Source organism: Klebsiella sp. LY (assembly GCF_004010915.1).
Classification (GTDB): Bacteria; Pseudomonadota; Gammaproteobacteria; order Enterobacterales; family Enterobacteriaceae; genus Klebsiella; species Klebsiella quasipneumoniae.
On record NZ_CP022444.1, the window covers coordinates 4,270,750 to 4,291,321 of the forward strand.

Consider the following 20,572-nt stretch of genomic DNA (forward strand, 5'->3'; position numbering starts at 1 on the left):
CGGGTAAGCTTGACGCAGCATGTTTTGTTATTGGTGGGGGGAATCTAATGGCCAAAACCATTCTGCTGGTGGAAGATGATGAGGATATTGCCACGCTGCTGCGGCTCAATCTTCAGGATGAGGGCTATCAGATTGTGCATGAGGCCGACGGCGGCCAGGCTCTCGCCCGGCTGGAAACGCGGGTCTGGGATGCGGTGATCCTCGATTTGATGCTGCCCGGCGTCGATGGCCTGGAGATCTGCCGGCGTATCCGCCAGATGACCCGCTATCTGCCGGTGATCATCATCAGCGCTCGCACCAGCGAAATGCACCGCGTGCTGGGCCTGGAGATGGGCGCCGACGACTATCTGGCGAAACCCTTTTCGTTGCTGGAGCTTATCGCCCGCGTTAAAGCGTTGTTTCGTCGCCAGGAGGCGATGGGGCAGAACCTGTTGATGGACGCCGGGCGCCTGTCCTGCCATGGTCTGAGCATCGACCCGCTGTCTCGCGAAGTGAGGCTGCGCGGCGAGTTGGTGGACCTCACGCCGCGCGAATTCGAGCTGCTGTATTACTTTGCCCGCCATCCCGGGGAGGTGTTTTCGCGGCTGGCGCTGCTGGAGCAGGTCTGGGGATATCAGCACGAGGGCTATGAGCACACGGTCAATACCCATATCAACCGCCTGCGCAGCAAAATCGAACGTGACCCGGCCGAGCCGGACATCATTCTGACCGTCTGGGGCAAAGGCTATAAGTTCGCCCCGGTGACGCAAGAGGCCGCCCCGTGATCCGCCGCCTGAGCCTCAGCCAGCGGCTGGCGCTGGTGGTGGTCTCCCTGCTGATACTGTGCGCGGCGGCGGTGTGCGTCGTTCAGTTACATAGCAGCGCGCAGTATGGCAACGCCATGGTGCAGCGCCTCTCCGCCGGGCTGGCTCAGCAAATTGTGGCCCGCGAACCGCTGCTGGACGCCCACGGCGAGGTCAACCGGCAAACCCTGAAGTCGCTGTTTGACCGTCTGATGACCTTTAATCCCAGCGTGGAGCTCTATCTGCTGTCGCCGGATGGCGACCTGTTGGCCGATGCGGCGCCGCCGGGACATATCCAACGCCAGCGGATCGACATGGCGCCGGTGCAGGTTTTTCTCACCGGCAGTACGTCGCCGGTGTATGGCGACGATCCCCGCAGCCTTGACGGGCGAAAAGTCTTCAGCGCCGCCCCGCTGCGCGTCGACGGCCAGCTGCGCGGTTACCTGTATATCATTTTGCAGGGGGAGACCTTTAATCAGCTGGCGGCCGACGCCTGGCAAAAAACGCTGTGGAGCATTGTTCTGTGGACCCTGCTGCTGGTGACTCTGTTTGGCCTGCTGGCGGGAGGCCTGGCATGGTTCTGGGTGACCCGGCCGGTCCGCCAGCTCACCGCCCAGGTGGCGGCGAACGATCGGGACAGCATCAGTGCCATCAAAACCCTGGCGGCCCGCACGCCGGAGCCCCATCCCGGTAACGAGGTGGCGGTGCTCGAAAATCGCTTTATTGACCTTGCCCGGCAGATAGCCGGTCAGTGGGATCGGCTGGCCGACAGCGACCGCCAGCGCCGCGAATTTGTGGCCAATATTTCCCACGATTTACGTACGCCGCTCACCTCGCTGCTGGGGTATCTGGAAACGCTGACCCTGAAGGACGAACGGCTGACCGCCGAGGAGCGCAGGCAGTATCTCACCATCGCCCTGCGCCAGGGCAACAAAGTGCGCCATCTTTCGCAGCAGCTGTTTGAGCTGGCGCGACTGGAGCACGGGGGCATTAAGCCGCAGCGCGAGCGTTTCGCGATGGGGGAGCTGATTTCCGACGTGGCGCAGAAGTTTGAATTAACCGCCCGCACGCGCGAGGTGAACCTGCAAATTGATGTGCCGGGGCCGCTGCCGCTGGTTAACGCCGATGTGTCGATGATTGAGAGGGTGGTGACCAATCTGCTCGACAACGCCATGCGGCATACTCCCGTCGGCGGGGAGATTCGTCTGGCGGTCTGGCAGGAGAATCAACAGATCCAGGTCGAAGTGGCTGACAACGGAACGGGCGTCGATGCCGCGCTGCGCGACGATCTGTTCCAGCGGCCGTCGGCGTTGTCTGCCCAGGCGTCGCGGGAGGATCGAGGCGGGTTAGGGCTGCTGATTGTGAAACGAATGCTGGAGCTGCACGGGGGCGGGATCAGGCTGGTGGAGTCGGTAAGCGGGGCGCGGTTCAGGTTCTTCGTGCCACTTTGAGAAATTGCCGGGTGGCGGCTACGCCTTACCCGGCTACGGGGAAAGTGTAGGCCGGGTCAGCGCAGCGCCACCCGGCAAAAAAGTTACTCCGGGAACCACTGGTTGCTGATTTTCTGGTAGGTACCGTCGGCTTTAATCGCCTTCAGCGCCGCGTTCAGTTTCTCCAGCAGCGCCTTGTTATCCGGGCGCACGGCAATCCCAAGGCCGGTGCCGAAGTATTGCGGGTCGGTCACTTTCGGCGTGGCTGCCCCCAGCTGCGGGTTGGTTTTCAGCCACTCGTTGACCACCGCCGTGTCGCCGAACACGCCGTCGATACGGCCATTTTTCAGATCGATAATCGCGTTCTGGTAGCTGTCATAGGCGACGGTCTTCACCTCAGGATGTTTATCCTGCAGATATTTCTGGTGGGTGGTGCCGTTTTCCATGCCGATCCGTTTGCCTTTCAAATCATCGAACGAGTGGAATGCGTCTTTTTTGGCGATCACCAGCGCGGAGTTGGCGTAGTACGGGTCGGTGAAGGCGACCTGCTTGCTGCGCTCCGGCGTAATATCCATTCCGGAAATCACCGCGTCATACTTCTTAAACTTCAGCGCCGGGATCAGGCTGTCAAACGCGTGGTTGGTAAAGGTGCATTCTGCCTGCATTTGTTTGCACAGCGCATGGGCCAGATCGATATCAAAGCCGACAATCTGGTTATTAGCGTCCATCGATTCAAACGGCGGATAGGTCGCGGACACGCCGAAGCTGATTTTCTCCGCGGCGGCGGCGCCGAAGGTGAACGTGGTGAGCAGTGCAGCCAGAACTAACTTTTTCATCGTGGAACTCCCGTCTGTCAATCTTATGATTATTCGCCGTGTCTGCGGCATAGGGTGACAATGCCATTAAATGAATTTGTATGCAATAAAAATGATTAAGTATTTTATTTGATATAAAAAAAGACGGACAGGTATTAGACTTGTCCGTCTTGTTGTTCACTTATTATGCAAAATACGCCAGGCGCTAATTACGCCGCTCGAAGGCTAGCGCTTTGCGCTCCACCAGCCGCATCAGCAGCGTCAGCAGCCCGTTGACGATGAGATAGATAATCCCGGCGGCGCCGAACACCATCACGTCGTAGGTCCGTCCGTACAGCAGCTGGCCGTGGCCCATCACTTCCATCAGGGTGATGGTGTAGGCCAGAGAGGTACTCTTAAAGACCAGCACCACTTCGTTGGAATAGGACGACAGCGCGCGCTTAAAGGCATACGGCAGCAGGATCGCCAGGGTATCCTTTTTACTCATCCCCAGCGCGCTGCACGACTGCCATTGCCCGTCGGGGATCGCCCGGATGGCGCCATAAAACAGCTGGGTGGTATAGGCGGCGCTGTTGAGCGACAGGGCGATCAGGGCGCACAGCCACGGCTCGGAGATAAGGTGCCAGAGCCAGGGATATTCCTGTAGCGAAGGAAACTGTCCTGGGCCGTAGTAGATCAGGAAGATCTGCACCAGCAGCGGCGTACCGGTAAACAGGGTGATGTAGCCGCGCACTATCCACACCAGCCCCGGCGTCTTCAGCGTCAGGATAATGGTAAAGATCAGCGACAGGATCAGCGCCACGATAATCGACGCCACGGTCAGCGTCAGGCTGGTATGCAGTCCTTTCAGCAGTTCGGGTAAGTAGTCGAGCATCAGCCTGGTCTCCGTTCGAAGCGCGTCGCACGCTGGTCAATCCGCTTAAGGATGTATTGACTCAACAGGGTGATGACGAGATAGATTGCCGCGGCAATGATATACCAGTTAAAGGGCTCCTGAGTGCGGGTGGCGATGCTTTTAGTCTGCAGCATCAGATCGTTGACGCTGATAAGGCTCACCAGCGCGGTGTCCTTTAGCAGCACCAGCCACTGGTTGCCGAGACCGGGCAGCGCATGGCGCCACATCTGAGGCATCACCAGGCGGAAGAAAATGGCCGCTTTCGACAGCCCGAGCGCCTGGCCGGACTCCCACTGACCCTGCGGAACGGCTTTCAGCGCGCCGCGCAGCGTTTGCGAGGCGTAGGCGGCATACAGCAGCGACAAGGCGATCGCCCCGCAGAGGAACGGACTGACGTCAAAGTTCTCAATCTGCATCTGCACCGGGATCTGGATGAACCCGAGCGGGATGGTAAAACCGTCAGAGAGCGTCAGCAGCAGCTGGGACGAGCCAAAATAGATAAACAGCACCACCATAATTTCAGGTAGTCCGCGCAGGATGGTCACAATGCCGGTTGCAAGCCAGGCTACCGGGCGCCATTTCACTGACTCCAGTACCGCGAAGAGCATCGCCAGGACGAGGCCGATGGCGAGCGCGCAAACGGCAAGGCCGACGGTCATCCCGGCGGCGCTTGCTAATGGAAAAATTTCGTTCATTCAGTCTTACTTCTGGAACCATTTGTTATAGATGGTCTGGTAAGTGCCGTCTTTCTTCACTTTTTCCAGCGCAGCGTTAAATTTCTGCTGCAGGTCGGTGTTGCCCTGACGCACGGCAATGCCCAGCCCGGTGCCGAAATAGGCTTTGTCGGTCACTTTATCGCCCACGGCCGCCAGCTTCGGATTGCTCTTCAGCCATTCGGTGACCACGGCGGTATCACCAAAGACCGCGTCAATACGACCGTTCTGCAGATCCAGCTTCGCATTCTGGTAGCTGTCGTAAGGGACGGTAGTGATTTCCGGATGTTTATCGGTGATAAATTTCTGGTGCGTGGTACCGTTCTGTACGCCCACTTTTTTGCCCTTCAGCTGATCAATGCTGGTGAACTTGCCCTGCTGACCGACGAACAGCGCCGAGTTGTCATAATACGGGGTGGAGAACAGTACCTGCTTTTCACGCTCAGGCGTGATGTCCATCCCGGCCATGACCGCGTCGAAACGGCGGAATTTCAGCCCCGGGATCAGGCTGTCAAAGGCCTGGTTGGTGAAGGTACAGGTGGCATCGATCTCTTTACACAGCGCGTTAGCCAGATCCACATCGAAACCGACGATCTGGTTGTTGGCGTCCACCAGCTCAAACGGAGGGTAGGAGGCCTCGGTGGCGAAACGAATGGTCTGCGCGGCGGAAGCGGAGAGGCTCATGCCTGCGAGCAGGGCGGCAATCAGTACTTTTTTCATCGTCATTTCCCCGAAAAACATCAATGTGAAAGATAGTTTTTAAACGCGTCAGTTTGCGGATGCGTGAAGCAGGAGGCATCCCCTTGCTCGACGACATGGCCATTTTCCATATACACCACCCGGCTGGCCGTCTTGCGCGCCACTTCAACTTCATGGGTGACGATAACCTGGGTGATGCCGGTTTCAGCCAGCTCGCGGATGATGCTAACGATCTGGGCGGTGATTTCCGGGTCGAGCGCCGCGGTAGGCTCATCGAACAGCAGAACCTGCGGCTCCATCATGAGCGCGCGGGCGATCGCCACACGCTGCTGCTGGCCGCCGGATAAATGCAGCGGGTAACGATCGCTGTAGGGCTTCAGACGCAGGCGCTCCAGCAGCTTCTCGGCGCGAGCCAGCGCCTGATCCTTGCTTAACCCCAGTACGCGACAGGGGGCTTCGATCAGGTTCTGCTGTACCGTCAGGTGCGGCCACAGGTTGTACTGCTGAAAAACCATGCCGACGTTCTGCCGCAGTTCGCGAATCGCTTTATCGGACGGCGCTCTGGTGAAGTCGAAATGGTTACCGGCGATGGTTAACGAACCGGAACGCGGCATCTCCAGCAGGTTGAGTACGCGCAGCAGCGAGCTCTTCCCGGCACCGCTGGGGCCGAGCAGCACCAGCGTTTCCCCCTGCGGGCAATCCAGCGTGATGTCGAACAGCGCCTGGTGCGCGCCGTAGAAGCAATTAATGCCGTTTAGTTTAATACTCATCTGGGCAGTCTGATACGAATAGCTATTGAGGCCGCAAATAGTACCTTTGGCAGAATAGTTATGCAATATTTATGCGTTAAAAGTTAAATCTAAACCACGTTTAGCTTTAAAGTTAGCACAAAATATTGCCTGGTGGGTGAGGGGGGCGTAAATGTCGGCATTCTCGGGGCGAATACCGACATTTTACCGGGGTTATCGTTTCAGCGGCGTCGCTTCAACTCCCGAACTAGCGTTTCTCCAGACTCTGTCGCAACGTTCCGGCCGGCGCGTGGCTGTTGTTGCCGAGATAGCGAACGTCATCGACGGCCCAGCACTGGCCTTCCTGGATCATCAGCACTTCGTCTTTCCAGTTCTGGGTTCCCTCTTTCAGCTCCACGCGCAGCGGAATGTTGCGCGCATCGCGATTAGGGATGGTTGAGGCGCTGGCGACGACGGCGCTGTCCGCGGGGGTGCTGCTGCTGGAGAACGGGTTAGCCTGCAGCAGCTTGCTGTTGGCGGGATCCTGACGGGCGTCATTGAGTAACTTCGCCAGGCCGTCGCTGAGATAGGGGCGCAGCGCCGCCGGATCCTGAGTACGGTTCTGGATCTGAATGTCATAGAATTTTTGCGCTACGTCGTCAGGGCCGCCTTCGACACAAGGGCCGCTGCGGGTGCCATTATCTTTATAGGCCGGGGTGACGGTCGTACAGGCGCTGAGCGCCAGCGCGCAAGGGAGAAGTGCTGCAAGAAGTTTGTAGCGCATGATGATTTCCTTATAAGCGAACTACGTTTTCAGTTTCCGTTAAAGCATAGCGTATAGCGTGCGGATTGTACTTGACGCAAAGAGCTAAGACCTTGATGTGGCTACAGCCTTAGGGCTGGAAATCAGCAGGGGGATGACGGCGGTTTTCAGGCAGAAAAAATCACGGCGGGATAAAAATAAATTATGGCTTTGCATAAACAAGAAACACTACCCCGGAAACAGGGTAGTGTTTCTTGAGAGATAAGATTAGTTATTTCTTCTTATAGATATTAGCGGAAATGTGCAGTTTTTTATCCGTGTTCCCGGAAGAGAGCACGATAACATCCGCGCCTTTTTCATCAGCTTTTTTAATCAGCTCTTCACGAGCATCGCTCGGTGCGGTCTGGCCGGTAGAAGAAATGGTGCCGATCTTGGTGTATTGCGTATGGACCTTATCAAAATCTTCTTTCGATAAAATCTCAGCGGAGAAGGCGTTCGCCGTTAAAAACAATGCCGCACCTGCCACTAAAGCTGCATATTTCATATTTTTAGACTCCATTGTTTATCTTGCTATCATCATGCTCTTGTTTTAACTCACCAATGAGCGATTTCAGATTGTACTAACACTGCTTTTTTTTCAAGCAAAATACTGCAATTTTATGACGGCTAGTTAACTCTTTTTTAAAGAAAAGATGACAGAATTCGCATTGATAATGCTTGCTTTTTTTGGCCGTTTACACATCGTGAACGGAGCATACCAATTTCTACTGACATTAGCTGAAAATCAGCTTAAGAGGCCGGGGCAGGGGAGACAGCGCGCGGACAGACATTCCCGGAAACATAGTTTATCATATAGACAAGCAGGGGCTGCGCCTATGGTCATGCAGGTCACCAGGGAGATAAGATGTTAACAAATAAGCGAGAGCGCGCCCGGCAGCAGCGAACCGCGTTGTGGGCCACCAGAGATGATGTCCAGCGCCATGCGCTATCAATGAGTCTGCCCTGGCTGGCTTTTGTCAATATTGCGTTTGCGTTAATGATTTTCTCCCGCAACTTTATTTTTACCTATTTTGATAAGAAGCTCCTGACTCACCAGGCGGTTATTCCTTATATCGAAATAGCGCTGATTGCGGTTATTATTATTTCGGCCATTTTAGTGATTATTGCCGTCACGCCGCGTCTGGCGCAGGGGCGTTATACGCTGAATATCATCACCGCGCTGCTGCTGGTGCTCAGCCTGTGCTGGTCCCTGAGTAATTACTGTTTTATCTTTTTCTGGGCTTTGCCCTTCGCCTGGCCGCTGCTTGTTATATTGGTGACCACTGGCCTCACTGCGTTGTATCACCATTGGCCGGGCATTATCGCTTTTATGCTGCCGCTATGGGGGACGGCCTTGCTAGCGGGAATTCAGATCCACTATCACGCTGAAATTCGCTTTTTGATCCTGTGGGCCATCTTTACGGCGATTTTGCTGTATGGACGACGTATTCTCCAGCGCTGGTACGATGAAGCCTGGGATACGCATCAGGAAAATATGCAGCTTATTCAGCGGCTGGAAAGTATTGCCAACCAGGATGCATTAACCGGGACCGCTAACCGCCGGGCGCTGAATGCGTATCTGGCGGAGATCTGGCAGCAAAACACGCCGTTGTCGCTGATGATGATCGATGTCGATTACTTTAAACGCTATAACGATCGCTATGGTCATCAGGCTGGTGACGAGTGCTTATCTTCTGTCGCGCAGGTGCTGAAAATGGCGGTCCGGGCCGAAGATGATCTGGTGGCTCGCTATGGCGGCGAGGAATTTGTGGTGGCGTTGCCAAGGGTTCCCCTGGTGCATGCCACCGCGATTGCCGAGCGCATTCAGCAGAAAATTCACGAGGCGGCGCTCCCTCATGAGGCATCAGAGGTGGCGTCGGTGGTGACCGTCAGTATCGGGATCGTCGATTCCGATGGCACGGTCCCGATGGAGACGCTGATCGCCCGGGCGGACAGTGCGCTGTACCAGGCGAAAAATAAAGGACGTAATCAATGGTCTTATTAACCCGGAGACGCTGCCGGGCAAGGGAGAAGGGATGAAACGGATTGCCTATGTACTCCTGTTGGCGCTACTGCTGGCCGGCTGCGCGGGGGAAAAAGGCATCATCGATCGCGACGGATATCAGCTGGACACTCGCCATCCGGCGCAGGCGGCCTATCCGCGCATAAAAGTGCTGGTTATCCACTATACCGCAGATAATTTTGATGTCTCCCTGGCAACCCTGACTGATAAAGAGGTCAGCTCCCACTATTTAATTCCTGAACAGCCGCCGCGCCACCATCATAAACCGCGGATCTGGCAGCTGGTGCCGGAAGAGGATCTGGCCTGGCACGCCGGGGTGAGCTACTGGCGCGGCAGCACGCGCATCAACGATACTTCCATTGGTATTGAACTGGAAAACCGCGGCTGGCAGAAGACCGCGGGGGGTAAAAGCTTTACCCCCTTTCACCCGGAGCAGATCGCGGCCCTGATCCCGCTGGCGCGCGATATTATCACCCGCTACCACATCGCGCCGCAGAACGTGGTAGCCCATGCCGATATCGCCCCGCAGCGCAAAGACGATCCGGGACCGTTGTTCCCCTGGCAACAGCTGGCGCAGCAGGGGATTGGCGCCTGGCCGGACGAGCAGCGGGTGGCTTTCTATCTGAACGGGCGCCCGGCCAGTGAGCCAGTGGACCCTGAGGTAGTACTGGATTTGCTGGCGCGCTACGGCTATCAGGTCACGCCGGAGATGACTCCCGCGCAGAAAAAACGAGTGATTACCGCCTTCCAGATGCACTTCCGCCCCCAGCGCTGGGATGGCGTAGCAGATGCGCAAACCGAAGCGATAGCCGAGGCGCTGTTAGAAAAGTATGATCAGGGTTAGCGGTGAAGTTTACCGTGGTCGCGCAGCCAGGCGGCGGTACGCACAATCCCGTCGTCCAGCGTCACCACCGGCTGATAACCCAGCTCATCCTGCGCGCGAGTGATATCGAGCGTAAAATCAAAATTCAGTTTCGAGACGCCGTAGTGGGTAAAGGCTGGCTCTTTGGACGTTTTATCGCCAAAACGCTCCATGCTGCGGGCGATAATATCCAGCATCGGGTAGGGGACTGAGCGGATCCGGCATTTGATGCCCAGCTCGTCGATCAGTTTCTGCACGATACTGCGCAGGGTGCGCGGTTCGCCGTTGCTGATATTCCACGCGCGGGCGGAGGGAAGATGATCGCACGCCGGCTGGCTCGCCAGCCACATCGCGTGGACGGCATTTTCATAATAGGTCATATCGACCAGCGCGCTGCCGCCCCGCGGCAACAGGACGCTGCCATAGTGCTGCATCATTTGCGCCAGCCGGGGAATAAAGACTTTATCGTGCGGCCCGAACAGGCTCTGCGGGCGCAAAATGGTAAAACGGGTGTGCGGGTTGGCCTGCGCCAGCAGGTTGATCACCTCTTCGCTGGCCGCCTTGCTGCGGGCAAACTCGTTGGCGAAGCGGTGCGGGCGGAAATCTTCCTGAATATCGCGATGGTGGTGATAATCAAAATAGAGCGAGGGCGAAGAGATATGAACGAAATTGCGTACGCCCCATGCTACAGACCACTCGCCGAGGCGACGGGTGGCGCGGACGTTAGCGAGATCGAAAGCCTGCTGCGTGCCCCAGGGCGAGGTAAAGCTTGAGCAGTGCCACAGGGTATCGATACCGGCGAGCATCACTTTAGCCTGCGAAGAGACCAGCTCGGTTAAATCCGCCGGGATGAATTCCGCCCCCATTTTGCTCAGAAGCTTACCCATCGCTTCGTTGCGCCCGGTCGCTCGCACGCTGATGCCCTTGTTGCGCAGATATTCCACTGCGTTGCGGCCTAATCCGCTGGTCGCACCGGTAACCAGTACCTTCATATCACTCTACTGTCCCAGAAAAGAATTTCGTGCGCATTTTTCCGTGATTCTCCCGACTATGCAATGAGAATCATGAAAGAATAATGCTTATCCTTCGACTCTGCCTGAGATTTGTTCGGCCAACCGGGCGATGCGTTGCGCCATACCGCGGAAAATAAACAGGTGCGCCGGGATCATCAGCAGCCAGTAGACCAGGCCCGGCATACCGTGCGGGTGCCACCAGGCGCGGACGTCCAGTTCACGACGATCGCCTTTATCGTTAATGGTAAAGCTTAACCGGCCCAGCCCCGGCGCTTTCATGCCGAACAGCAGAGTGAGCTGTTTTTCTTCCTCCACAATAATCACCTTCCAGCTGTCGACCGTATCGCCGGTCTGCAGATAGTCGCGCTGCGGTCGCCCTTTGGCCAGCCGGTGGCCGACCAGCAGATCCATCGCGCCGCGGATTTTCCACAGCAGATTGCCGAAAAAATATCCCTCTTTACCGCCGATTTGGTTAACAACCTGCCACAGGGCTTTGCGGCTCGCCGGAGTGGCGACGGTGCAGCCTGCCTGTTTCGGATAGTAGCCATACTCCGGTCGCCAGCGGGCGAAAGCCTGGGCGTCGTAGCCCCAGTCGCTGGAGTTTACCAGCTGCTCTTCTTCTTTCAGGGTGCGGCGAACCGCCTGATCGAAGGGGATCAGCGTTTGCGGGATCAGCGCCCGCAGCGTCCGGTCATCGGCGATCAGATCGTGCTTCAACCCCTGAATCAGCGCTTTGGCGATGGTCGGCGGCACCGAGGTGATGACATTGAGGAACCACACTGAGATCCAGCGCGTCGGCAGGGGAATCGGAATAAGCGGGCGGTGTTTGCCGCTGACGGCCATAAAGCGAATGAATTGCTGCTGGTAGCTTAACACCTCCGGACCGGCGGCTTCGAAGACGCGGTGCGCGTCGGAAGGATGATTCAGCAGCTCAACGAGGTCAACGAGCAGATTTTCCAGCGCGACAGGGGTGGTACGCGAACGCACCCAGCGCGGAGGAGTCAGCACCGGCAGGTTATAGACCATGTCGCGCATCACCTCGAAGGCGGCGGAGCCGGCGCCGACGATAATCCCGGCCCGCAGCTCGGTGACCGGCACGCCCGACTCGCGCAGGAGATCGCCGGTGACCTGACGCGCGCGCAGATGGTCGGACTGCTCCTGCGCTGGAGCCTGCAGCGAGCTGAGAAAGATAATCTGACGCACTGGCGTCTGGCGCAGGGCATCGCGAACATGCGTCGCCACCCGACGCTCATGGGCGATAAAATCGCCGCCTTCGCCCATGCCGTGTACCAGATAGTAAAGGGTATCGATACCTGTGAGCAGCGCAGGCAGAGCCTGCGGCTGATTGAGATCGACGGACCGGCAGGTGACGCCGGGCAAAGCGAGTTTTTGCAGTCGGTCGGTATGGCGCGCCGCCGCCAGCACCGGATAACCCCGGGCGCTTAATTCGCGGACTAAATGCTGACCAATATAGCCGCTGGCGCCGAGCACCAGAACAGATTGCGACACGCCTGACTCCTTAGCGTTGTAAAAAGGCCTGCCAGTGGGTGACCACCTCGCTCAACTGCTGACGGTCGACATCCAGGTGAGTGACCAGACGGACGACTGGCGAAGCGTTGATCAGCACGCCGCGCGCCTGCATAAACTCGCCGAGCGCCCGGGCCTGCTCATCACCGACGCGAACGAACAGCATGTTGGTATCGTGACGAGTAACGTCGGCGCCGATGGCGCGCAGCTGATCCGCCATCCACGCGGCGTTATCATGATCCTCCTGCAGGCGCTGGACATTATTTTTCAGTGCGTACAGCCCGGCGGCGGCCAGAATGCCCGCCTGGCGCATCCCGCCGCCGACCATTTTCCGCCAGCGAACGGCGCGACGAATGTACGCCTCACTACCGACCAGCAGCGAGCCTACCGGGGCGCCAAGCCCCTTTGACAGGCAGATGGTGAAGGAGTCGCAGTATTGGGCGATATCGCGTAACTCGCAGCCGTAGGCCACCACGGCGTTAAAGATGCGCGCGCCGTCGACGTGCAGCGCCAGATTGCGCTGGCGGGTAAACGCCCAGGCTTCCTGCAGATAGTCGCGCGGCAGCACCTTACCGTTATGGGTGTTTTCCAGACTCAGCAGGCGGGTCGGGGCAAAATGGATATCGTCAGGTTTGATTTTCGCTGCGACTTTATCCAGCGGCAGCGAACCGTCCGCCGCGGCGTCAATCGGCTGCGGCTGAATACTGCCGAGAACCGCCGCCCCGCCGGCTTCGTACAGATAGTTATGCGCCCCCTGGCCGACGATATACTCTTCGCCGCGCTGGCAATGGCTGAGCAGGCCGACGAGGTTGGCCTGGGTGCCGGTGGGCAGAAACAGCGCCGCCTCTTTGCCGGCCAGGTCGGCGGCGTAGCGCTGAAGTTCATTGACGGTAGGGTCGTCGCCATACACATCGTCCCCGACCGGGGCGGCCATCATGGCTTCCAGCATGGCGCGCCCGGGGCGGGTAACGGTATCACTGCGCAGATCGATCACGGCTATTCCTTGTTCTGGTTCAGAGTATTGCTTCTGTTTTACCTGAGCCAGTTGGTTTTCGCCAGTTCGATGACTTCATCGCCGCGCCCGCTGATGATCGCCCGCAGCATATACAGGCTAAAGCCTTTAGCTTGCTCCAGCTTGATCTGCGGCGGGATCGCCAGCTCCTCTTTGGCGACCACGACGTCGACCAGCACCGGACCGTCGGTGCGGAACGCGGTCTGCAGCGCTTCATCCACCTCGGAGGCTTTCTCAACGCGAATACCTTTAATCCCGCAGGCTTCGGCGATGCGGGCGAAGTTGGTGTCGTGTAGCTCCGTGCCGTCGGTGAGATAGCCCCCGGCCTTCATCTCCATCGCCACGAAACCCAGCACGCTGTTGTTAAAGATGATAATTTTCACCGGCAGCTTCATCTGCGCCAGCGACAGAAAATCCCCCATCAGCATGCTAAACCCGCCGTCGCCGCACATGGCCACCACCTGACGCTCCGGCGCGGTGGCCTTGGCGCCAATGGCCTGCGGCATGGCGTTGGCCATGGAGCCGTGATTGAATGAACCCAGCAGGCGGCGTTTGCCGTTCATCTTGAGATAGCGTGCCGCCCAGACGGTCGGGGTGCCGACATCGCAGGTGAAAATGGCGTCTTCATCGGCAAAATGGCTGATCTGCTGCGCCAGATATTGCGGGTGGATCGCCTTCTCGCTGGGCTTCGCCAGATCGTCGAGTCCTTTTCGCGCGTCGCGATAGTGCTCCAGCGCCTTATCGAGGAAGCGGCGATCGGTTTTCTCTTCCAGCAGCGGCAGCAGCGCCTTCAGCGTTGATTTAATGTCGCCCACCAGCGCCATATCGACCTTACTGTGCGCGCCGATGCTGCCGGGGTTAATGTCGATCTGAATAATTTTGGCGTCGGTCGGATAGAAGGCGCGATAGGGGAACTGGGTGCCGAGCAGGATCAGGGTGTCGGCATTCATCATGGTGTGGAAGCCAGAAGAGAAGCCAATCAGCCCGGTCATGCCCACATCATACGGGTTGTCATACTCCACATGCTCTTTACCGCGCAACGCATGGACGATGGGAGCTTTAATTTTCGCCGCGAACTCCACCAGCTCCTGGTGGGCGCCGGCGCAACCGCTGCCGCACATGAGCGCGATATTGCTGGAGTAGCGGATCAGCTGGGCCAGCTTGCGCAGCTCTTCTTCCGCCGGGGTGACCGTCGGCAACGGCGCATGATACCACTGGCTGCTGGCGCTCTCCGGGGCCGCCTTCAGCGCCACGTCGCCGGGCAGCACCACCACCGAAACGCCGCGGTTGATCACCGCCTTGCGCATCGCCACCGCCAGCACCTGCGGGATCTGCTCCGGGGTGGAGACCAGCTCGCAGTAGTGGCTGCATTCGCGGAACAGCTCCTGGGGATGGGTCTCCTGGAAATAGCCGCTGCCAATCTCGCTGGATGGAATGTGGGCGGCAATCGCCAGCACCGGGACATGGTTGCGGTGACAGTCAAACAGACCGTTGATCAGATGCAGGTTACCCGGTCCGCAGGAACCAGCGCAGACCGCCAGTTCGCCGGTCAGTTGCGCCTCCGCGCCGGCGGCGAAAGCGGCAACCTCTTCGTGCCGGGTGGCCATCCAGTCGATGGTGCCCATGCGGTTCAGGCTATCGCTCAATCCATTGAGGGAATCGCCGGTGACGCCCCAGATACGTTTCACGCCGGCCTGTTCCAGCATTTTGGCAATGTATGCGGCCACGGTTTGTTTCATGATCTCCATCTCCTTTTTTTGATAACGCCTTCAAGCTTAGATGAAACTGCAGCTTACGTTGCCGATTGCCCTCAATTTTTTGCTGGTTTTATTGCTGAAGCATTGGGCATACTCTGGGATCTCACAGGGTGTAAAACAGGAAGCACATCAAATGGTTAAGGGATTGTTAAACGCAGTAAACAGAACGCTGTCGCATGAAGACGCCGGTAAACTCTTGTTACGACTCGCCGTCGGCGGGTTAATGCTGTTTCACGGTTTGCACAAGCTGCTGGATGGCGTGGACGGCATTAGCGGGATGCTGGCGGCGAAGGGGTTGCCGGGGTTTATCGCCTACGGTGTGCTGGCGGGGGAAGTGGTCGCCCCCTGTTTGTTGATTGTCGGCATCCTGACGCGCCCTGCGGCGCTGGTGTTGGCTTTCACCATGCTGGTGGCGTGGCTGATGGTCGGTCTCGGCAAGACATTTGCGCTTGATGCGGTGGGGGCGTGGGCGATCGAGAATCTGGTCTATTTCTTTGTTGGCGCGCTGGCGATTGCGCTTTTGGGCGCCGGGCGTTACTCGCTGGCCGGTCAGTCGGTTTGGCGGTAAAAATGCCTCATTAGTCCTGGGGCGTAAAGTCGATACTGTTGTCGGTTTGCCGCTTTTCAGTCCGGGAAAGCGTTTATCTCATGTCGCCTGAGAGTTTATTGTCGCCAGGGGTTTTCCCGGAGGCGGCGCATTGCGCCTTCTCCGGGCTACCAAATCGCACAGCGCTGTAGCCCCGGTAAGCGGTAGCGCCACCGGGGATTTTGACCTCAGGCGAGAACCAGATCGCTCTGCGGGCGACAGGAGCAGGCCAGCACATAGCCGTCGGCGATTTCATCTTCGGTCAGCGTCATGGTGCTGGTGACGCTATACTCCCCGGAAACGACTCTGGTTTTGCAGCAGCCGCAGACGCCGGCGCGGCAGGCGACGGTCACCGGCACCTGATTGCTCTCCAGCGCCTCGAGCAGGGTGGTGCCCACCGGCGCGTAAAACTCTCTCGCCGGCTGCAGTTTGGTGAATTTCAGCCCGCTGGTGGCGGCCTCTGCCACCGGTGTGAAGAACTTCTCCTTAAAGAAGCGGGTGACACCCAGGGCGGCCACCTCCTGCTCAACCTTCTCCATATACGGCGCTGGCCCGCAGGTCATCACGGTGCGGCTGGCGATATCCGGCACGCTCTGCAGTAGCTCCAGGGTCAGACGGCCGGCGACAAAACCGTGCGTTGCGTTGTGCTCCGCCACCAGGATAACCGGATAGTCGCGCCACTCCTCGGCAAAGATCACATCCTCCGGCGAACGAACGCTATAGATCACTTGCACGTCTGCCAGCGGGCGGTACTTCGCCAGCCAGCGGCGCATCGACATTATCGGCGTCACCCCGCAGCCGGCGGCCAGCAGCAGGAATTTATCTTCCGCCTTATCGTCGCAGATAAACTCGCCCATCGCATCGGACAGCCAAAGATAATCGCCGCGTTTGACCTCGTGGGTTAACCATTGTGAACCCGCGCCCTCGTTAATGCGGCGAACGGTCAGCGTAATATACTCGCTGACCCCCGGCGTGGAGGAGAGGGTGTAGGCGCGCAGCGTTTCCGCGGAATCACGCACGCTGACCAGGGCGTACTGCCCGGCGCGATACGGATAGTAATCGTGGCACAGCAGCGAAAGGGTCCACACGTCCGGGGTTTCCTGGTGAATGTGGTGAACCTGCATCCGCCACGGGCATTGCGAAGTTGGCATGGTCATCAGGGACTCCTTACGCGCTCAGCAGCTGCTGCATATCTTGTTCCACGGTGGTCACGGAACGCAGACCAAACTTCTCATTGAGGACAGCCAGCAGATCCGTAGTGAAGAAGCCCGGCGCCGTCGGGCCGGTGACGATATTTTTCACGCCGAGAGACAGCAGCGTCAGCAGGATGACAATCGCTTTCTGTTCGAACCAGGAGAGCACCAGCGACAGCGGCAGATCGTTGACGCCGCAGCCCAGTTTTTCCGCCAGCGTGACCGCCAGAATAATCGCCGAATAGGCATCATTACACTGACCAGCGTCGACCAGACGCGGCAGGCCTTCGATATCGCCGAAATCCAGCTTGTTGAAGCGGTATTTACCGCAGGCCAGCGTCAGGATCAGGCAGTCATCCGGCACGCTGGTGGCAAAATCGGTGAAATAGTTACGTTCCCCGCGCGCGCCGTCACAGCCGCCGACGAGGAAGATATGGCGCAGTTTTTCACGGCTGACCAGATCGATCAACGTATCCGCCGCGCCGAGCAGGGTCTGACGGCCAAAGCCGACGGTGATCAGATGCGGGATTTCGCTGTACGGGAAGCCCGCCATCTGCTGCGCCTGGGCAATGACCGGGGAGAAGTCTTCGCCTTCCAGGTGGTTCACGCCCGGCCAGCCGACGATGCTGCGAGTCCAGATGCGATCGTCGTAAGCGCCGACGGTGGGATCGATGATGCAGTTAGAGGTCATCACGATGGGGCCTGGGAAGCGGGCGAATTCCACCTGCTGGTTTTGCCAGCCGCTGCCGTAGTTGCCGATCAGATGTTTGAATTTACGCAGCTCCGGATAGCCGTGCGCCGGCAGCATTTCGCCGTGGGTATAGACATTGACGCCGGTGCCTTCCGTCTGCTCCAGCAGGTTATAGAGATCTTTCAGGTCGTGGCCAGAGATCAGGATACATTTACCTGCGGTGGTTTTTACGTTGACCTGAGTCGGCGTTGGGTGGCCATATTTGGTGGTTTCGCCGGCGTCAAGGATGCTCATCACTTTGAAGTTCATCTGGCCGATTTCCATCGAACATTCGAGCAGCGCATTCATATCCGCAGGCCAGGTGCCCAGCCACGCCATGATCTTGTGGTACTGGGCGTAAATGGCGTTGTCGTACTGGCCGAGCACGTGGGCGTGTTCCATATAGGCCGCCGCACCCTTCAGACCATACAGGCACAGCAGGCGCAGGCCGAGGATATTCTCGCCGATAGCGGCTTTATCTTTATTCGGGGCATAGTCTGCCGCCTGACGCTGCAGGTCACCCAGATCGTCGCCGACCAGCTGCAGGTCGGCCACCGGGCTGTCAACTTTGGCGCTGGCATCAAGGTCCAGGCACTGCGCTTTCAGCGCCTCACGCAGGGCAATCGCCTGACGGGCATAGCCGACGATGCGCGGAGAATCGAAATTGACGTTAGTTAGCGTAGAGAAGAAGGCGCGGGGGGCGAAGCTGTCGACCTCATGATCGATAATGCCATATTCGCGGGCCTTAAGCGCCCAGGCGGAGAGGCCTTGCAGTGACGCAATCAGCAGATCCTGTAGATCGGAGGTTTCCGCTGTTTTACCGCACATCCCCTGCGCGTAAGAGCAGCCGTTGCCGGCCGGGGTACGAATGGTTTGTTCACATTGCACACAAAACATGGTCACACCTTTAAAGTTATATTTGATATACATGTTTAAGGTTATGCCCGAGCGCGTGAGGAGAAAAGGTATTTCTGATACAACTTAAAGGGAGATTGATTTAGCGCAAAATTGGCGGCAGGAAGTCTGCCGCCAGCGCCTACTCAGGCGGCAAAAAAGGCGATCAGGATCGGGACCAGCAGGCTCAGCAGAAAACCGTGTACGATGGCGGCAGGGACGATCTCCACGCCGCCGGAACGCTGCAGCACCGGTAAGGTGAAGTCCATGGAGGTGGCGCCGCACAGCCCCAGCGCCGTGGAGCGGCTTCGGCGAATCAGGCCCGGAATTAACATGATGGCCAGCAGCTCGCGGCACAGGTCGTTGAAGAACGCCGCGCTGCCGATTACCGGGCCAAAGGATTCGGTCAGTAAAATACCGGAGAGTGAATACCAGCCGAAGCCGCTGGCCATCGCCAGACCGGTCTTTAGCGGCAAATCCAGAATAAAGGCGTTGAGGATGCCGCCGAGTAATGAACTGATCGTGACCACCACGGCGACGATCATTCCCCGGCGGTTAAGGACTATTTGTCGCAGACTCATTCCATTATTGCGTAATTGAATACCGACGAGGAACAGGAGAAAGATCAGCGTATATTCGCTGGCTTCGGTGGCGTGTTGTAAAAAAGGCAGGCCGGTCAGGCCAAGCAAAAAACCGAGGACCACCACCCCGCACAGCTGGAGTGATTCCAGGGCCATGGCCAGGCGCGAGGGTAATTTCTCCTGACGATGCAGACTGCGCCAGGGCATTTTTCTTTCCAGCCACAGCAGAGCGGTAATATTACACAGTAAAATGATGACCACGCTCACCGCGGCGTAATGCAATATCGCCAGCAGATTGCTGGCCAGATTGTCGAGAAACGCCAGGCTGATACCCATAAAAAAGAGGATCACATAGACAATCCAGCTCAGCATCCGGTGAATCAGTTTTAGCGCAGAGGAGTGACGAAGAGGCAGTAAATAGCCGACGACCAGCGGCAACAGAATGATGAACAGTCCCGAGAACATGAACGATGCAGCCCTTGCATGATGAGAATAGCGCTCATGACACTACCCAAATAGCCGGGCCGAGTAAAGCTGTCGCCAGAAAGAAAAAGCCCGGAGACCCGGGCTTAGAAAGGATTAATCGCGTTTTTCCAGCAGAGTGCGGTACAGCACGCCGCCAAGGATCCCGCCGACGATCGGCATGACCCAGAACAGCCACAGCTGCTGCAGCGCCCAACCGCCCTGGAAAATCGCCACCGCGGTGCTGCGCGCCGGGTTGACGGAAGTGTTGGTGACCGGAATGCTGATTAAATGGATGAGAGTCAGCGCCAGGCCGATAGCGATCGGCGCGAAGCCCGCCGGCGCGTGTTTGTCGGTCGCGCCATGGATAACCAGCAGGAAGCCGCAGGTCAGTACGATTTCAATAACGATAGCCGACAGCATAGAGAAGCCGCCCGGGGAGTGTTCGCCATAGCCGTTTGAGGCAAAGCCGCTGGCGGCGGCATCAAATCCGGCTTTACCGCTGGCCACCACGTACAGCACCGCGGCGGCAATAATTCCGCCGACCACCTGGGCGATAATATAGCCAATGACCTCTTTCGCCGGGAAACGACCACCGGCCCACAGGCCTAAGGTTACCGCCGGGTTGAAATGACCGCCGGAAATATGGCCAACCGCATACGCCATGGTTAATACGGTTAAACCAAATGCCAGCGCCACGCCGGCAAAACCGATACCCAACTCGGGAAATGCTGCGGCAAGTACGGCGCTACCGCAGCCGCCAAATACAAGCCAGAAGGTGCCGAAGCATTCGGCTGCTAATTTTCTGAACATAACCACCTCAATTTAAATGTATACGCGCACGAGCGGACCGTGCCGGTCTTTATTTATCGTGATAAGGGACGACGATAAAAATAAAGCGGCGTTATTCTAGAGATAATCGCCATCCCAGAGCCAGTTAAATATATTGATATTATTTGATTTAGGGCAAGGTGAAGGGATTGCGTTTGCCAGTTTAACTCTTCCTATATCCATCCAAGATTATCAATAGTGTAGAACATAACGTCTGAAATAAAACTATTTTGTTTG

At 57.8% G+C, this 20,572-nt stretch carries 20 protein-coding genes; 5 read left to right on the forward strand and 15 right to left on the reverse strand.

Annotated features, from left to right (window positions below; all coding sequences use genetic code 11):
* Positions 1 to 47 precede the first annotated feature (47 nt).
* A complete protein-coding gene (locus CE636_RS23910; protein WP_017899419.1) occupies positions 48 to 764 on the forward strand; it encodes a response regulator transcription factor in 717 nt (238 codons plus the stop codon).
* A complete protein-coding gene (locus CE636_RS23915; RefSeq protein ID WP_004201335.1) occupies positions 761 to 2,233 on the forward strand; it encodes a sensor histidine kinase in 1,473 nt (490 codons plus the stop codon). The genes CE636_RS23910 and CE636_RS23915 overlap by 4 nt, the downstream gene beginning before the upstream one ends.
* An 83-nt stretch (positions 2,234 to 2,316) precedes the next feature.
* On the opposite strand, the gene artJ is transcribed toward CE636_RS23915, so the two are convergent.
* From artJ to yahO, 7 genes are all read right to left on the reverse strand, one after another.
* Complete coding sequence (gene artJ, locus CE636_RS23920) at positions 2,317 to 3,048, reverse strand: arginine ABC transporter substrate-binding protein ArtJ (protein WP_004201336.1); 732 nt, start codon at positions 3,046 to 3,048, stop codon at positions 2,317 to 2,319.
* Positions 3,049 to 3,232: 184 nt separating this feature from the next.
* Positions 3,233 to 3,901 (reverse strand): arginine ABC transporter permease ArtM, encoded by a 669-nt coding sequence (artM, locus tag CE636_RS23925; protein WP_004201338.1) that lies wholly within the window; start codon positions 3,899 to 3,901, stop codon positions 3,233 to 3,235.
* Complete coding sequence (gene artQ, locus CE636_RS23930; RefSeq protein ID WP_017899420.1) at positions 3,901 to 4,617, reverse strand: arginine ABC transporter permease ArtQ; 717 nt, start codon at positions 4,615 to 4,617, stop codon at positions 3,901 to 3,903. Before artQ ends, artM begins: the two co-directional genes overlap by 1 nt.
* Before the next feature lie 6 nt (positions 4,618 to 4,623).
* Positions 4,624 to 5,355, reverse strand: coding sequence for an arginine ABC transporter substrate-binding protein ArtI (artI, locus tag CE636_RS23935; protein WP_002896390.1), 732 nt, complete (start codon positions 5,353 to 5,355; stop codon positions 4,624 to 4,626).
* 20 nt (positions 5,356 to 5,375) lie between these two features.
* Complete coding sequence (gene artP / locus CE636_RS23940) at positions 5,376 to 6,104, reverse strand: arginine ABC transporter ATP-binding protein ArtP (RefSeq protein ID WP_004201340.1); 729 nt, start codon at positions 6,102 to 6,104, stop codon at positions 5,376 to 5,378.
* A gap of 226 nt (positions 6,105 to 6,330) precedes the next feature.
* Positions 6,331 to 6,846 carry a lipoprotein gene (locus CE636_RS23945; RefSeq protein WP_017899421.1) on the reverse strand — a complete coding sequence of 172 codons (516 nt, stop codon included), beginning with the start codon at positions 6,844 to 6,846 and terminating at the stop codon, positions 6,331 to 6,333.
* Between the two features lie 250 nt (positions 6,847 to 7,096).
* Entirely contained in the window at positions 7,097 to 7,369 is a 273-nt protein-coding gene (gene yahO / locus CE636_RS23950) for a DUF1471 family periplasmic protein YahO (protein ID WP_017899422.1), read from the reverse strand.
* Between the two features lie 360 nt (positions 7,370 to 7,729).
* Here yahO and CE636_RS23955 point away from each other — a divergent pair, with 360 nt between their 5' ends.
* The gene (locus CE636_RS23955; RefSeq protein WP_017899423.1) at positions 7,730 to 8,869 is read left to right on the forward strand and encodes a GGDEF domain-containing protein; all 1,140 of its coding nucleotides are present in this window, start codon (positions 7,730 to 7,732) and stop codon (positions 8,867 to 8,869) included.
* 31 nt (positions 8,870 to 8,900) lie between these two features.
* Positions 8,901 to 9,731 carry an N-acetylmuramoyl-L-alanine amidase gene (locus tag CE636_RS23960; RefSeq protein WP_017899424.1) on the forward strand — a complete coding sequence of 277 codons (831 nt, stop codon included), beginning with the start codon at positions 8,901 to 8,903 and terminating at the stop codon, positions 9,729 to 9,731.
* Here the strand turns inward: CE636_RS23960 and CE636_RS23965 are convergent.
* The 4 genes from CE636_RS23965 to poxB all read right to left on the reverse strand — a co-directional run bounded on the left by CE636_RS23965 (position 9,728) and on the right by poxB (position 15,040).
* Positions 9,728 to 10,741: an NAD-dependent epimerase/dehydratase family protein gene (locus CE636_RS23965; protein ID WP_017899425.1), complete on the reverse strand. Its 1,014-nt coding sequence runs from the start codon at positions 10,739 to 10,741 to the stop codon at positions 9,728 to 9,730. The two genes, CE636_RS23960 and CE636_RS23965, sit on opposite strands and share 4 nt — an antisense overlap.
* A gap of 87 nt (positions 10,742 to 10,828) precedes the next feature.
* On the reverse strand, positions 10,829 to 12,271 hold the full coding sequence (locus tag CE636_RS23970; protein WP_017899426.1) for an SDR family oxidoreductase: 1,443 nt from the start codon (positions 12,269 to 12,271) through the stop codon (positions 10,829 to 10,831).
* A gap of 10 nt (positions 12,272 to 12,281) precedes the next feature.
* Positions 12,282 to 13,283, reverse strand: coding sequence for a low-specificity L-threonine aldolase (gene ltaE, locus CE636_RS23975; protein ID WP_017899427.1), 1,002 nt, complete (start codon positions 13,281 to 13,283; stop codon positions 12,282 to 12,284).
* Between the two features lie 38 nt (positions 13,284 to 13,321).
* A complete protein-coding gene (gene poxB / locus CE636_RS23980) occupies positions 13,322 to 15,040 on the reverse strand; it encodes a ubiquinone-dependent pyruvate dehydrogenase (RefSeq protein WP_023320052.1) in 1,719 nt (572 codons plus the stop codon).
* 151 nt (positions 15,041 to 15,191) lie between these two features.
* Between poxB and CE636_RS23985 the strand changes: the two genes are divergently transcribed.
* The gene (locus tag CE636_RS23985; RefSeq protein WP_017899429.1) at positions 15,192 to 15,626 is read left to right on the forward strand and encodes a DoxX family protein; all 435 of its coding nucleotides are present in this window, start codon (positions 15,192 to 15,194) and stop codon (positions 15,624 to 15,626) included.
* A 206-nt stretch (positions 15,627 to 15,832) separates the two neighbouring features.
* On the opposite strand, the gene hcr is transcribed toward CE636_RS23985, so the two are convergent.
* The 4 genes from hcr to aqpZ all read right to left on the reverse strand — a co-directional run bounded on the left by hcr (position 15,833) and on the right by aqpZ (position 20,317).
* A complete protein-coding gene (gene hcr / locus CE636_RS23995; RefSeq protein ID WP_017899430.1) occupies positions 15,833 to 16,801 on the reverse strand; it encodes an NADH oxidoreductase in 969 nt (322 codons plus the stop codon).
* A gap of 10 nt (positions 16,802 to 16,811) precedes the next feature.
* The gene (gene hcp / locus CE636_RS24000) at positions 16,812 to 18,464 is read right to left on the reverse strand and encodes a hydroxylamine reductase (RefSeq protein WP_025999159.1); all 1,653 of its coding nucleotides are present in this window, start codon (positions 18,462 to 18,464) and stop codon (positions 16,812 to 16,814) included.
* A gap of 143 nt (positions 18,465 to 18,607) precedes the next feature.
* Positions 18,608 to 19,507: a lysine exporter LysO family protein gene (locus CE636_RS24005; RefSeq protein ID WP_004201354.1), complete on the reverse strand. Its 900-nt coding sequence runs from the start codon at positions 19,505 to 19,507 to the stop codon at positions 18,608 to 18,610.
* A 114-nt stretch (positions 19,508 to 19,621) separates the two neighbouring features.
* Positions 19,622 to 20,317 carry an aquaporin Z gene (gene aqpZ / locus CE636_RS24010; protein ID WP_004201355.1) on the reverse strand — a complete coding sequence of 232 codons (696 nt, stop codon included), beginning with the start codon at positions 20,315 to 20,317 and terminating at the stop codon, positions 19,622 to 19,624.
* Between the last annotated feature and the right edge of the window lie 255 nt (positions 20,318 to 20,572).